The organism is Kitasatospora sp. NPDC051164 (genome assembly GCF_044455625.1).
In the GTDB taxonomy this organism is placed as follows: Bacteria; Actinomycetota; Actinomycetes; order Streptomycetales; family Streptomycetaceae; genus Kitasatospora.
This window is the reverse complement of record NZ_JBITFB010000064.1, coordinates 1-12471: the sequence shown is the minus strand read 5'-3', so window position 1 is coordinate 12471 and position 12471 is coordinate 1. Positions and strand designations below refer to the sequence as shown.

Annotated in this window: 15 protein-coding genes and 1 pseudogene; 3 read left to right on the top strand and 13 right to left on the bottom strand. The window is 72.2% G+C overall.

Features of this window, described 5'->3' with window-relative positions:
* Positions 1-88: 88 nt before the first annotated feature.
* The 10 genes from trpA to hisI form a co-directional block, all read right to left on the bottom strand.
* Complete coding sequence (gene trpA, locus ACIBEC_RS45585) at positions 89-898, bottom strand: tryptophan synthase subunit alpha (RefSeq protein WP_360510002.1); 810 nt, start codon at positions 896-898, stop codon at positions 89-91.
* 2 nt (positions 899-900) lie between these two features.
* A complete protein-coding gene (gene trpB / locus ACIBEC_RS45580; protein WP_360510003.1) occupies positions 901-2169 on the bottom strand; it encodes a tryptophan synthase subunit beta in 1269 nt (422 codons plus the stop codon).
* Between the two features lie 49 nt (positions 2170-2218).
* Entirely contained in the window at positions 2219-2368 is a 150-nt protein-coding gene (trpM, locus tag ACIBEC_RS45575) for a tryptophan biosynthesis modulator TrpM (protein ID WP_373560517.1), read from the bottom strand.
* A 9-nt stretch (positions 2369-2377) separates the two neighbouring features.
* Complete coding sequence (gene trpC / locus ACIBEC_RS45570; RefSeq protein ID WP_360510004.1) at positions 2378-3184, bottom strand: indole-3-glycerol phosphate synthase TrpC; 807 nt, start codon at positions 3182-3184, stop codon at positions 2378-2380.
* A 211-nt stretch (positions 3185-3395) separates the two neighbouring features.
* Complete coding sequence (locus tag ACIBEC_RS45565) at positions 3396-3836, bottom strand: DUF2752 domain-containing protein (protein WP_360510005.1); 441 nt, start codon at positions 3834-3836, stop codon at positions 3396-3398.
* 163 nt (positions 3837-3999) lie between these two features.
* Positions 4000-4275, bottom strand: coding sequence for an HGxxPAAW family protein (locus ACIBEC_RS45560; protein ID WP_360510006.1), 276 nt, complete (start codon positions 4273-4275; stop codon positions 4000-4002).
* A 246-nt stretch (positions 4276-4521) separates the two neighbouring features.
* Positions 4522-5112 (bottom strand): TIGR02234 family membrane protein, encoded by a 591-nt coding sequence (locus ACIBEC_RS45555; protein WP_360510007.1) that lies wholly within the window; start codon positions 5110-5112, stop codon positions 4522-4524.
* Positions 5113-5138: 26 nt separating this feature from the next.
* Positions 5139-5633, bottom strand: a complete 495-nt coding sequence (locus ACIBEC_RS45550; RefSeq protein WP_360510008.1) for a Uma2 family endonuclease — start codon at positions 5631-5633, stop codon at positions 5139-5141.
* A gap of 51 nt (positions 5634-5684) precedes the next feature.
* Complete coding sequence (locus ACIBEC_RS45545) at positions 5685-7208, bottom strand: anthranilate synthase component I (protein ID WP_360510009.1); 1524 nt, start codon at positions 7206-7208, stop codon at positions 5685-5687.
* Between the two features lie 35 nt (positions 7209-7243).
* The gene (hisI, locus tag ACIBEC_RS45540) at positions 7244-7615 is read right to left on the bottom strand and encodes a phosphoribosyl-AMP cyclohydrolase (protein ID WP_360510010.1); all 372 of its coding nucleotides are present in this window, start codon (positions 7613-7615) and stop codon (positions 7244-7246) included.
* Positions 7616-7749: 134 nt separating this feature from the next.
* On the opposite strand from hisI, the gene ACIBEC_RS45535 reads away from it, so the two are divergent.
* Positions 7750-8322, top strand: a complete 573-nt coding sequence (locus tag ACIBEC_RS45535) for a hypothetical protein (RefSeq protein WP_360510011.1) — start codon at positions 7750-7752, stop codon at positions 8320-8322.
* Positions 8323-8771: 449 nt separating this feature from the next.
* Here ACIBEC_RS45535 and ACIBEC_RS45530 read toward each other — a convergent pair whose 3' ends face one another.
* Positions 8772-9221, bottom strand: coding sequence for an NUDIX domain-containing protein (locus tag ACIBEC_RS45530; RefSeq protein ID WP_360510012.1), 450 nt, complete (start codon positions 9219-9221; stop codon positions 8772-8774).
* 115 nt (positions 9222-9336) lie between these two features.
* Here ACIBEC_RS45530 and ACIBEC_RS45525 point away from each other — a divergent pair, with 115 nt between their 5' ends.
* Together ACIBEC_RS45525 and ACIBEC_RS45520 are read left to right on the top strand one after the other, a co-directional pair.
* Positions 9337-10152, top strand: a complete 816-nt coding sequence (locus ACIBEC_RS45525) for an aminoglycoside phosphotransferase (RefSeq protein ID WP_360510013.1) — start codon at positions 9337-9339, stop codon at positions 10150-10152.
* A 101-nt stretch (positions 10153-10253) separates the two neighbouring features.
* On the top strand, positions 10254-10898 hold the full coding sequence (locus ACIBEC_RS45520; RefSeq protein WP_360510014.1) for a TIGR03085 family metal-binding protein: 645 nt from the start codon (positions 10254-10256) through the stop codon (positions 10896-10898).
* A 144-nt stretch (positions 10899-11042) separates the two neighbouring features.
* Here the strand turns inward: ACIBEC_RS45520 and ACIBEC_RS45515 are convergent, their stop codons facing one another.
* Positions 11043-12200: an FG-GAP-like repeat-containing protein gene (locus ACIBEC_RS45515; RefSeq protein ID WP_360510015.1), complete on the bottom strand. Its 1158-nt coding sequence runs from the start codon at positions 12198-12200 to the stop codon at positions 11043-11045.
* 68 nt (positions 12201-12268) lie between these two features.
* Positions 12269-12471: pseudogene (locus ACIBEC_RS45510) on the bottom strand (ATP/GTP-binding protein); the annotation flags it as partial.

Sequence of the window (12471 nt, the reverse complement as noted above, 5' to 3'; positions counted from 1 at the left end):
CGCTGACGCGCGGTCGGAAACAGTCGGTCGACGGCCCGCCACTCCCCGGGGAGTGGCGGGCCGTCGACCGACTGTTTCCGACCGCGCGTCAGCGCCTCCGCACGCCCGCCGCCAGTTCCCCGGCCAGCGCGCGCACGGCGTCCAGTGCCGCCGCCTCGTCGTCGCCCGCTTCGAGGATCCGCTTCACGAACGCCGAACCGACGATCACGCCGTCCGCGAACCGCGCGACCTCCGCCGCCTGCCCGGCGTCGGAGACCCCGAGCCCGACGCAGACCGGCAGGTCCGTGGTGGCCCGGGTGCGCGCGACCAGGTCCTCGGCCAGCGACCCGACCGCCGACCGGGTGCCGGTCACGCCCATCACCGCGGCCGCGTACACGAACCCGCTGCCCGCCGCGGTGACCTCGGCCAGCCGCGCGTCCTTGCTGCTGGGGGCGACCACGAACACGGTGTCCAGCCCGTGCTCGTCCGCCGCCTTGCGCCACTCCTGCGACTCCTCCACCGGCAGGTCCGGCAGGATGCAGCCGGCCCCGCCCGCGGCCGCCAGGTCGGCGGCGAAGCGCGCCACGCCGTAGCGGTCGACCGGGTTCCAGTACGTCATGACCAGCACCGCCGCCTCGGGGTGCGCGGACGCGACCTCCTGGACGGTGCGCAGCACGTCCTTGATCCGCACGCCGCCGCGCAGCGCGATGTCGTCGGCGGTCTGGATGACGGCGCCGTCCAGCACCGGGTCGGAGTGCGGCAGGCCGACCTCGACCACGTCGCAGCCGCCCTCCAGCAGCGCGTTGACCGCCCGGATGCCGCCGTCGACGGTGGGGAAGCCGGCCGGCAGGTAGCCGATCAGCGCGGCGCGCCCCTCGGCCCTGGCGGCCGCCAGGGCGTCACTCAGCTTCGAAGCCATGATCACTTACCCCCCTGGGCGGAACCGGCGCCGCCGGCGGTACCGGCGCCCGGCTCGTCGTACAGGCCGAAGTACTCGGCGGCGGTGTGCATGTCCTTGTCGCCGCGCCCGGAGAGGGAGACCAGGATGGTGGCCTCCGGCCCGAGTTCGCGGCCGAGCTCCAGGGCCCCGGCGAGCGCGTGGGCGCTCTCGATGGCCGGGATGATGCCCTCGGTGCGGGACAGCAGCCGCAGTGCCTGCATCGCGGCGTCGTCGGTGACCGGGCGGTACTCGGCCCGTCCGGTGTCCTTCAGCCAGGCGTGCTCCGGGCCGACGCCCGGGTAGTCCAGGCCGGCCGAGATCGAGTGCGACTCGATGGTCTGGCCGTCCTCGTCCTGCAGGACGTAGGTGCGGGAGCCGTGCAGCACGCCCGGGTCGCCCTTGGTGAGGGTGGCGGCGTGCCGGGGGGTCTCGGCGCCCTCGCCGGCCGCCTCGCAGCCGATCAGGCGCACGCCGGCGTCCGGGATGAACTCATGGAAGATGCCCATCGCGTTGGAGCCGCCGCCGACGCAGGCGACCACGGCGTCGGGCAGCCGCCCGGTCCGGTCGAGCACCTGCTGCCGCGCCTCGACGCCGATGACCCGGTGGAAGTCGCGGACCATCATCGGGAACGGGTGCGGCCCGGCGACGGTGCCGAACAGGTAGTGGGTGGAGTCCACGTTGGCGACCCAGTCGCGGAACGCCTCGTTGATGGCGTCCTTCAGCGTGCGGCTGCCGGACGTGACGGCCACCACCTCGGCGCCGAGCATCCGCATCCGGGCGACGTTCAGCGCCTGGCGCTGGGTGTCGACCTCGCCCATGTAGATGGTGCAGTCGAAGCCGAACAGCGCGCAGGCGGTGGCGGTGGCCACGCCGTGCTGGCCGGCGCCGGTCTCGGCGATGATCCGGGTCTTGCCCATCCGCTTGGTGAGCAGGGCCTGGCCCAGCACGTTGTTGATCTTGTGCGAGCCGGTGTGGTTGAGGTCCTCGCGCTTGAGCAGGACGCGCGCGCCGCCCGCCTCGGCGGAGAAGCGGTGCACGTCGGTCAGCGGGCTCGGGCGCCCGGTGTAGTCCTTGAGCAGCGCGTCGAGCTCGGCGGTGAAGGCCGGGTCGGTCTTGGCCTTCTCGTACTCCTCGGCGACCTGCTCGACCGCGGCGACCAGCGCCTCGGGGATGAAGCGGCCGCCGTACGCGCCGAAGTATCCGCGCGCGTCCGGCACCTGGGCACCGGGCAGGTAGTCCTTCTCGGACATGTGGTTTCCCTTGGGGAGTTGGACGACAGTGACGTCTGATCGGCTGGGGTCAGCCGCGCGTCACGCGCCATCGTCGTCCCGGTACCTGGCCGGGCTCGCAGCCGATCACGTACCGCACCCGACGCCCCAGCACCCGGCGTGCGGGCGCGCGGCAGCCGCGCGGGCGGCAGCCGGGGGCGAGGCGGGTGGCGATCTTCATCGGGCTGTGTCAGTCCTTGTGCCGGACGGCGGGGTGGGCCCCGGCGGCGACCAGGTCGGCGACCGCGGCACGCGGGTCCTTGCCGGTCACCAGGGACTCGCCGACCAACACCGCGTCGGCGCCCAGGTTGGCGTAGTTGATCACGTCCAGCGGGCCGCGCACCCCGGACTCGGCGATCTTGACGATGTGGTCCGGAATGGCGTGGACCACGTTCCCGAAGGTGTTGCGGTCCACCTCGAGGGTCTTCAGGTTGCGGGCGTTGACGCCGATGATCCGCGCCCCGGCGTCCACCGCGCGCCCGATCTCCTCCTCGTCGTGCACCTCGACCAGCGGGGTGAGACCGATCGACTCGGCGCGCTCGATCAGCGACACCAGGGCCGACTGGTCGAGGGCCGCGACGATCAGCAGCGCGAGGTCGGCGCCGTGCGCACGGGCCTCCCACAGCTGGTACGCGGTGACGATGAAGTCCTTGCGCAGCAGCGGGGTGTCCACTGCGGCGCGGACGGCGTCCAGGTCGGCCAGCGAACCGCCGAAGCGGCGCTGCTCCGTCAGCACGCTGATCGCGGCGGCACCGCCGGCCGCGTAGTCGCGCGCCAAGGCGGCCGGATCGGCGATCGAGGCCAGAGCGCCCTTGGAGGGGCTGGAGCGCTTCACCTCGCAGATCACCCGGACCCCGTCGCCCTTGAGGGCGGCGACGCCGTCCTTGGCCTCCGGGGCCTTGGCGGCGCGTTCCTTCAGCTCGTCCAGGGAGACCCGGGCCTGCCGCTCGGCGAGGTCCTCGCGGACCCCTTCGATGATCGAGTCGAGCACACTCACGCAGGAGCCCCCATCTTTATCTGCCAGTCGGTTCTGCCGGTCGGCCGACAGAACCGCGCGGGCGGCAACCCGCCGGCTCTTCGATGGTATCGGCACCCGGGGGCGCGGGGCGCATCAGCCCGGCACACGTCTCGCGGACCGGACGCCCGCTCCGGCCGCCCTCAACTGCGACTTCACCGCTTCTCCACCCCGACCGGGCCGTTCGCGCCGCTCAGACCAGCGGCGGCGCCAAACCCGCTCCGACCGGCGAGTTTCGCACCACGGTAAACACCAGCACGAGCAGCGCGATCAGCGCCCAGCGCCGGCCCCCGACGGTGACCCTCGGCAGCGGCCCACCGGTCAGCGCGGCCCAGGCCCAACGCAGCCAGAGCACCCCCAGCACGCCCAACAGCAGGACGGCGGCGGCGTTGTCGTGCAGCGCGCCGGTGAAGTCCCCGTGGGTCAGCGCGTGGACGCAGCGCAGGCCCCCGCAGCCGGGGCACCACCATCCGGTGGCGGTCAGGAACGGGCAGTCCGGGTAGTGCCCGGGGCTGTTCGGGTCCACCACGGCGACGTACACGGTCGGGACGGCCACCGCCGCCAGCGCGGTCAGCGGCGGACCCAGCCGGCGCAGCACGGGCGACGGGGCGGAGGCGGTGGGGGCGGCGTTCACGCCCCGATTCTGCCCGCGCGCGGGCCCGGAGACGACGAAACGGCGGGCGCGGCGCGCCCGCCGTTCGGTTGTGCGAAAGGCGTGTCCTGCGAAGGCCTTCCCGTACTCGTACGGAGACCGTCCCGTACGTCGTACGAAGGCCGACCCGTACGGGGGCCGGTCGTCAGGCGGCGGCGACGGCCGGGTGGGGCTGGCGGGCCGCGCGGGCCGCGCTCTGCTCCTCGACCGACTCGTAGACGTTGGTGCTCGGCTGCTTGCCCATGCCCGCCATCGACATGGCCTTGCCGACCACGCCACCGGCCAGGACGACCGCCAGGCCGGCCCAGACGAGCAGCACCGACGGCAGGATCATCGCGACACCCGCGATGCCGAAACCGACGAAGGTGATGACGACGCCGGTCCAGGCGGCGGGGTTGTGGCCGTGCGCTGCTGCTGCCATCTGCGTGGTGCTCCTTGGCTCTCGGGGCCCGACCGGGCCTGCGGGGCCGTCGGCGGGTGGACGGGTTCCATTGTGCCGGGCCACACACCGGGCCCCCAAAGCGGGTGCCGCGTCTATCGCGTCACATGCGCGCTTCGGGCGGGTACGGGGCCCGACGCGGCGGCCGAGCGCCCCTCGGAGGGCCGTGGGGCCTCAGAGGGCCGTGGGGCCTCAGAGGGCCGTGGGGCCTCAGAGGGCCGTGGGGCCTCAGAGGGCCGTGGGGTCCTCGCCGCGGTCCAGCGCCTTCCACAGGTCGCCGGGCGTCTCGGCCCTGGCCGGGGCCTTGCGGGTCGGCGCCTCGTAGCGGCTGCCCATGGCGGGCCAGCGGCGGCCGTAGCGCAGGGTGAGCAGTCCGGCGAGGGCCAGCAGCACGCCGCCGACCAGCGCGACCCAGGGCCAGCCGGTGTGCGCGACCTCGGTGGCCGCCGAGCCGGTCAGGCCGAGTTTGCGGGCGGCCTCGGCGTCCAGCGCGGCGGTGTCGCCCGCCCCGGCGACCGACGCGGCGGCCGCGCCGATCCCGGCGAGCAGGGTCAGCGCGCCGACCGCCAGCCGTCCGGCGCCGCGCACCGCGAACACCGCCACGGCCGCGGCGAGGCCCACCAGGGCCAGCCCGCCGGGCAGTTCGGAGATGTTGCCGCCGGTGACGGAGACGTCCAGGGTGCCGGCCCGGCCCTGGGCCCAGGTCCGCCCGGCCGCGGTCAGCACCAGCACGGCGCTCAGCACGGTGAGCAGCAGCATCACGCCGAGCGTGCGGCGGCCTGCGGCGGCGGTGGGGGCGGGGGTCTGGTCAGCGCTCACCCGTCCACTATCCCCCGACCGACACCTCAGTCCGTACCCGGGGTGGGGAACGGGCCCGGGAAGACGTCCGTCCGCAGCACCACCGTCCGCCCGCCCAGCGGCAGGAACAGGTCGTTGCCGAACGGCACCCGCTCAGCCTCCCGGTACACCCCTTCGGGCGACGGCGCGGTGTGCACGGTGCAGACCGCCGCCGCCGGGTCGACCACCACGTACAGCGGCACACCGCTGCGCGCGTACGCCCGCCCGGCCTCCGCCAGACCGGGCCGGGCCACCTCCAGCACCGCCTCGACCCCGGCCGCGCCGAACCGGCCCCGCTCGCCCCGCACCGCGTCGCGGGCGAGCACGGCGACGTCCGGGGCGAGCACCGCCACCTCGTCGGGAGCCAGGCCGCCGGGCGCCGCCGGGAAGTCGACCGCCACACCGGACAGCACCCGGCCGTGGCCCGCCGGCTGCTCGCCGAGCTGCCCGGCCGTGCCCAGCACGACCTCCCAGCGCAGCTCGTCGTACGGCACCTCGGGCACCCCGGCCGCCTCCCTCACGCCTCAGGACAGTTCCGGTCAGGACAGCTCCGGTCAGGACAGTTCCGGCCTCCGCAGCGTATTGGCGGTGGCGACGGCCCGCAGCACGGCGGCCGCCTTGTTGCGGCACTCGGTGTCCTCGCCGTGCGGGTCCGAGTCGGCGACCACGCCCGCCCCGGCCTGCACGTACGCCGTGCCGTCGCGCAGCACCGCGGTCCGGATCGCGATCGCGGTGTCGGAGTCCCCGGCGAAGTCCAGGTAGCCGACGCAACCGCCGTACAGGCCGCGGCGGGTGGGCTCCAGCTCCTCGATGATCCGCATCGCCCGCGGCTTGGGCGCGCCGGAGAGGGTGCCCGCCGGGAAGCAGGCGGTCAGCACGTCGAAGGCGGTCCGCCCGGGCGCGACCTTGCCGGTGACGGTGGAGACGATGTGCATCACGTGGCTGTACCGCTCGATCTGCATGAAGTCGACCACCTCGACGCTGCCCGGCTCGCAGACCCGCCCGAGGTCGTTGCGGCCGAGGTCCACCAGCATCAGGTGCTCGGCCCGCTCCTTGGGGTCGGCGAGCAGCTCGGCGGCCAGCCCCGCGTCCTCGTGCGGGGTGGCGCCGCGGTGCCGGGTGCCCGCGATCGGGTGCAGCATCGCCTCGCCCCGGGTGACCTTGACCAGCGCCTCCGGGCTGGAGCCGACCACGTCGAAGCCGCCCTCGGCGGTGCCGTCCGGGCCCGGGAAGCGGAACAGGTACATGTACGGGCTGGGGTTGGTGGTGCGCAGCACCCGGTAGACGTCCAGCGCGGAGGCCGGGCAGGGCGCCTCGAAGCGCTGCGACGGCACCACCTGGAAGGCCTCGCCGGCCCGGATCCGCTCCTTGATCTCGTCCACCGCCGCCCGGTACGGCTCGCCGCCGAACGGCGAGTGCACCTCGCCGGGGCCGGCCGGGGTGAAGGTGGCCAGGCCCGGGTCGACCGGCTTGAACAGGTCGGCCTCCATCACGTCCAGCCGGCCCACCGCGTCCGCGTAGGCCTCGTCCACGCCGGTGGCCAGGTCGTTGTGGTTGACGGCGTTGGCGATCAGCAGCACCGTGCCGTCGGCGTGGTCGAGCACCGCCAGGTCGGTGGCCAGCAGCATGGTCAGCTCGGGGAGCTTGAGGTCGTCCGGGTTGAGGTCGGGCAGCTTCTCCAGCCGGCGGACGATGTCGTAGCCGAGGTAGCCGACCAGGCCGCCGGTGAGCGGGGGCAGGCCGTCGTCGGCGTGCCGCGGGGTGTGCAGCGCCTCCAGCGCGGCGCGCAGCACCTGCAGCGGGTCGCCGGTGGTGGGGATGCCGACCGGCGGGGTGCCGAGCCAGCGGGCGTTGCCGTCCTGGTCGACGGTCAGCGTGGCTGCGCCGCGCACGCCGACGAAGGAGTAGCGCGACCAGCTGCGGCCCTGCTCCGCGGACTCCAGCAGGAAGGTGCCGGGCCGCTCCCCGGCGAGGCTGCGGTAGAGGCCGATCGGAGTGAGGCCGTCCGCGAGGAGCCTGCGGGTGACCGGGATGACCCGGGTGTCGACGGCGAGCTTGCGGAAGGCTTCGAGGTCCATGCGCGGCGGCACCTTCTGGAGTTGTGGTCGGGTGATCAGGAAAGGGGGAGCACGTCGGCGTCGAAACAGGTGCGGTCGCCGGTGTGGCAGGCCGCGCCGGCCTGGTCGACCTTGACCAGCAGGGTGTCGCCGTCACAGTCCAGGGCCACCGACTTGACCGCCTGGACGTGACCGGAGGTGTCGCCCTTCACCCAGTACTCGCGGCGGCTGCGGCTCCAGTAGGTGCAGCGGCCGGTGGTGAGCGTACGGTGCAGGGCCTCGTCGTCCATCCAGCCGAGCATCAGCACCTCGCCGGTGTCGTACTGCTGCGCGATGGCCGGAAGAAGGCCGTCCTCGGTGCGCTTGAGGCGGGCGGCGATCTCGGGGGCCAGGGCGGTGGTGCCGGGAGTGGCGGGTGTGGTGGACATGCGGCCCATTGTGTCAGCCCGGCCGTCCGACCCGGCTGGTCCGTCCGACCTCTGGTCCCGGTCATCCGCCCGTACGGGGGCGAGTTCGGCCAACCGCCTGCCAGGCGCCGCACGCGTGGGCCATCCTCATGGCCATGACCCCTGAGCAGCCGCCCGCAGCCGCCGCCTCCCGCCCGTCGCGCGGCCTGGTCCTCACCGTCATCGCCGTGCTGGTCGCCCTCCTCGCGGTGCTGGCCACCGCGGTGCTCTGGCCGGACGACAGGAAGCCGGCCGCCGCACCGCCCCCACCCACCCCCACGGCCACACCCACGCCGACCCCGACACCCAGCCCGACGCCGACCAAGCCACAGCCGCCGTACGCCTACTTCCCCGTCGGCACCTGCTTCGACCACCCGCAGCTGAGCCCGGTGATCACCCGCGCCGAAGAACGCCCCTGCACCGGCGACCACGACGGCGAAGTCATCGCCAACCTCAAACTGCCCGACAATCTCACCGGCGAAGTCCCGATCGCCCTCGCCATGCGCGACGGCTGCAAGGAAGCCGAAGCCACCGCCAAAGCCGGACAGGCCGACGGAAAGACCTACTACGGCCGCCAGTTCGGCCCCGCCCTGGTCAACTACCAACAGGGCTGGCGCGACTACACCTGCACCCTGACCGGCGGCAACAAACAGGGCGCCCCCAAACTCACCGGCCGGCTACACCCGTAGGAATTCGGATACAAGAGAGCCGGGGCCAAGGGTCCGAACGAGGCGTCAGCCGAGGAGAAGAATTAATTGGCGGCGATGCCCCTCGGCACACCCGAGGTGCATCGCCGCAATTACCCCTGCCCACTCGGAGAGCCAGGCGGTCGCCATGAAGAAGAAAAAAATTTAGATATAAAGGGAAAATGCTTGCGGCATCCCTCCTCGGCCGAGGAGGGATGCCGCAAGCACCTGGGGAGACATACGGTAAGACAGAAGGATCAGCGACACAGCCAGAGAGGTGAGACAAAAATTGAGATGCCCCCTCGGTGCGCCGAAGGGGCATCTCTGCTGGAAGCCATTGAATAACCAAGATCAATAAGAGAAAAGAGGTCGAAATTTGATTGCCGCCCTCACCCCATAGAGGTGCGGGTGGCGATCACGAGAACGAGACAGGAGGCAAATGCATACCTACTTCACTGCTCCTGCCACGAATCGAGGGAGACGCTCGGACCGTTGTCGAGGTACCCGATCAGAGCTTCCCTGGTGGTGGAGACGAATTCTTCCGGCACGGTCTCGGCGCCGACCCACGCAACCTCCGAGTGCTTGCCGGGTTCCCCATTCGCCAGTTTGCCGGACCAGCGGTGAGCTGCGAAGACGACGGTCAGGAAACCGTTGGGCGCCTCGACGCCTCGGGCCCCGTGAATGACGTGGGCCAGACGCAGGTCCTCGGGAGTGACGACAAGCCCTGTTTCCTCCTTGAGTTCGCGAATCGCCGTCTCGGTGATCGGTTCGCCGGGTTCGCTCTTTCCTACGGGCAGGTCCCACAAGCCTTGGGCGAACTTGGCCTTGGGCCCTCGCCGGAGAAGAACGACCCGCTGGGCTTCGAGGTCGTGAACGATGACGGCGGCAACCAACAGGGTCATCGACTCCGTGGCGGGCTTGAGAGCGGCGGTCAATCCGTACCGTTAGCACGCAGTCCCGGAGGCCGACGGCTGTGGTGCCGTCGGCCTCCGGGCAGGCTCTGGGAAGCTGGGCATCGTGACCACCATCCGCATTCATTGGGCAGACCTGCCCGATTCGGTGCACCGGGCCGTCACCGCCCGCCTCGGCACGCCGGTCCTTGCCGCGGAGACCGTCTCGGCCGGTTTCAACTCCGAGATCGCTGCCAAGCTCACCACTTCCGGGGGCGCTGTCTTCGTCAAGGGGATGCAGCTGAACCACCCACGCGTGTGGACGCAGCGGCGTGAGACCGAGATCAACCGCTATGTGGAAGGCCTCGCCCCCGAGCTGCTGTGGCACCTGGACATCGGGGGTTGGAGCCTCGTCGCGTTCGAGTACGTCGAGGCCCGCCACGCCGACTACAGGGAGGTGGGGGATCTGGAGCTGATGGTCGACGTCCTCGGCCGACTCGGTCGCACCCCGTGTCCCCCGGTCGGGCTTCGCCGTGCCGAGCAACGATGGGCCGCCTACGTGGACGACCCCGGGATGCCGGCCCGGTTCGCCGGCAGTTCCCTGTTGCACACCGACCTGAACAACGAGAACGTCCTGGTTCGGGGCGACCGTGCCCTGCTGGTCGACTGGGCGTGGCCCACCCGTGGAGCGCCCTGGATCGACCCAGCCCTGTGGGTGATCTGGTTGATCGCGGCGGGCGGCCACAGCCCGGCTGCCGCGGAAGCCTGGGCTGCCAGGGTTCCGGCTTGGGAGACCGGCGATACGGCGGTGGTAGACGTCTTCGCGGAGGCTCAGGCCCGCATGTGGGCTGACATCGCCGGAGACGATCCGGACCCGTGGACCGCCGGGCTGAACCGGGCGGCTCGGCAATGGGCCCGTTTCCGGATGATGCACGCCCGTTAGCTCGCCGGTCCCAAGGACCGGGCCGCTCCTCCGTAGCCCGGGAGGCAGGCGAGGGGGTGGCTCCGGCTGGGCCGGGTGTGTGCAACCCCTAGGCTTTCAGCATGTCGAACCATGCGCTTGCCGAGCGCCACCGTCTCGCTCAACTCCTCACCGCTGCCGGGCCGGAGGCCCCCACGCTCTGTGGGGGGTGGACCACCCGGGACCTCGCTGCCCATCTGGTGATCCGGGAGCGCCGTGCCGATGCGGCGGCCGGTATCCGGGTGGGTGCGCTGGCCGGGTGGACGCGGCGGGTGCAGGACGACTACGCCGCGCGGCCGTACGAGGAGTTGGTGCGGCTGTTCCGGGGCGGGCCGCCGGTGTTCTCGCTGTTCGCCCTGCCCGGTGCGGATGAGGCGGCGAACACCATCGAGTACTTCGTGCACGCCGAGGACGTCCTGCGTGCCGGCGAGGACTGGACGGCGCAGCCCGTCCCGCCGGGGCGCGCCGAGGCGCTCTGGCGCCGTCTTCCCCTGCTGGCCCGGCTGGAGGCCGGCCGCCGCTCTCCCGTCCGTCTCACTCTCGCCCGCCCGGACGGCCAGTCGCTGACCGTCGGCCCGGCCGGCGCTCCCACCGTCCACCTCACCGGCGAACCGGGCGAGCTGGTCCTGTTCGTCTACGGCCGTGGTGCCCGTACCACCCTGACCGTCGACGGCGCCCCGGACGCGGTCGAGGCCCTCCGGCACGTCCTGCCGCTGCCTGCGCGGTAGGACGCCCGCCCGTGCGCATCGGGCCGGGGAGGGTGCCGGTGGAAGAGGCCGGCGCGGTGACGGTGCTGCCCCACAGCAACCTGTGGGGCAGCACCGTCACCGCAGATCACTCCCGCTACCGGGTCGGCGTCGTCCGTTCTCCGGTTACCAGCCGCCGGAGCCGATCTCGGTGCGGGAGCTCAGGCCCTTGCCGGTGCCCTTGTAGAGGTAGAGCTTTCCGGTCTGGCCCGGGTCGGAGGCCACCGCCGCCAGGTCACCGATGCCGTCACCGGTGAAGTCCGCACCCGCGTAGTCGGAGATCCCGTTCCAGCCACCGGCTCCGATCTCCACCCGGTCACCCAGACCACTGCCCGTGCCCGGGTACAGCCACAACTTCCCCGTCGACGTCTCCGTCGCGACGATGTCGTCCTTGCCGTCCTTGTTCATGTCGCCCGGGCTGACGACCTTGTTCATCCCGTTCCAGCCACCGGTACCGATCTCCACCCGCTTGCCCAGGGCCCCGCCGAGGCCGGGGTAGAGGAAGAGCTTGCCGGTCGAGTTCTCGCTCGCCACGACGTCGGCCACACCGTCGCCGTTGAAGTCGCCCACCGCGGTGTTGTTCATGCCGTTCCAGCCGCCGCTGCCGATCTCGATCCGGCCCTCGACGCCGTGGCCGTTGCCCGGGTACACCCAGAGCTTGCCGGTCGACTTCTCGGTCGCCACGATGTCGTCCCCGCCGTCACCGTTCAGGTCGCCCACGGCCAGGTTGCTCATCCCGTTCCAGCCACCGGAGCCGATCATCACCCGGCTCCCCAGCGCCCCCGTCCCGTTCCCCGGGTAGGAGAACAGCTTGCCGGTCGACACCTCGACCGCCACCAGGTCCTTCTTGCCGTCCCCGTTGAAGTCACCCGCCGTCAGATCGGTCATCCCCGGATCGGACGGGCCCGCCGGGTACGGGTCCGCGTGGTCGGTCGAAAGCCCGGTGCCGGGGCTGCACGTCCACGCGCCGGCCCCCTGGTCGGCGAGGATCTTCTCGGCGATCAGGATCTGTTCCTTCTTGGTCGCCTGGTGCGGATAGGCCGCGTACTGGGTGCCGCCGTAGTGCTGCCAGTTGTCCTCGGATATCTGCAGGCCGCCGAAGTAGCCGTTCCCGGTGTTGATGGACCAGTTGCCGGTGCTCTCGCAGGCGGCCACCTTGTCCCAGGTGCTGACCGACGCGGCGCCGGCCGTGCCGGCGAGGCCGAGGGGTGCGAGGCTCAGCGCGAAGACGGCCAGGCTCTTGCGCATTCGGGTCTGTGCGGACGTGCGGGACTGTGCGGACATGGGTGTTCTCCCCCTGGAGTCGGTGCGGAAGTGTGTGGATTCGGAGCTGCGTCGTTGCGCTTCGCGGCTCACCAGCCGCCGGAGCCGATCTCGGTGCGGGAGCTCAGGCCGCTGCCGGTGCCCTTGTAGAGGTAGAGCTTTCCGGTCTGGCCCGGGTCGGAGGCCACCGCCGCCAGGTCACCGATGCCGTCACCGGTGAAGTCCGCACCCGCGTAGTCGGAGATCCCGTTCCAGCCACCCGAGCCGATCTCCACCCGGTCACCCAGACCAC

Bases quoted from the DNA above. Each gene is read 5' to 3' on its own strand.
- trpB (WP_360510003.1), bottom strand. From the start codon at position 2,169: ATGTCCGAGAAGGACTACCTGCCCGGTGCCCAGGTGCCGGACGCGCGC.
- ACIBEC_RS45515 (WP_360510015.1), bottom strand. From the start codon at position 12,200: ATGTCCGCACAGTCCCGCACGTCCGCACAGACCCGAATGCGCAAGAGC.
- trpA (WP_360510002.1), bottom strand. From the start codon at position 898: ATGGCTTCGAAGCTGAGTGACGCCCTGGCGGCCGCCAGGGCCGAGGGG.
- ACIBEC_RS45520 (WP_360510014.1), top strand. From the start codon at position 10,254: ATGTCGAACCATGCGCTTGCCGAGCGCCACCGTCTCGCTCAACTCCTC.
- ACIBEC_RS45530 (WP_360510012.1), bottom strand. From the start codon at position 9,221: ATGACCCTGTTGGTTGCCGCCGTCATCGTTCACGACCTCGAAGCCCAG.
- ACIBEC_RS45560 (WP_360510006.1), bottom strand. From the start codon at position 4,275: ATGGCAGCAGCAGCGCACGGCCACAACCCCGCCGCCTGGACCGGCGTC.
- hisI (WP_360510010.1), bottom strand. From the start codon at position 7,615: ATGTCCACCACACCCGCCACTCCCGGCACCACCGCCCTGGCCCCCGAG.
- ACIBEC_RS45545 (WP_360510009.1), bottom strand. From the start codon at position 7,208: ATGGACCTCGAAGCCTTCCGCAAGCTCGCCGTCGACACCCGGGTCATC.
- ACIBEC_RS45535 (WP_360510011.1), top strand. From the start codon at position 7,750: ATGACCCCTGAGCAGCCGCCCGCAGCCGCCGCCTCCCGCCCGTCGCGC.
- trpM (WP_373560517.1), bottom strand. From the start codon at position 2,368: ATGAAGATCGCCACCCGCCTCGCCCCCGGCTGCCGCCCGCGCGGCTGC.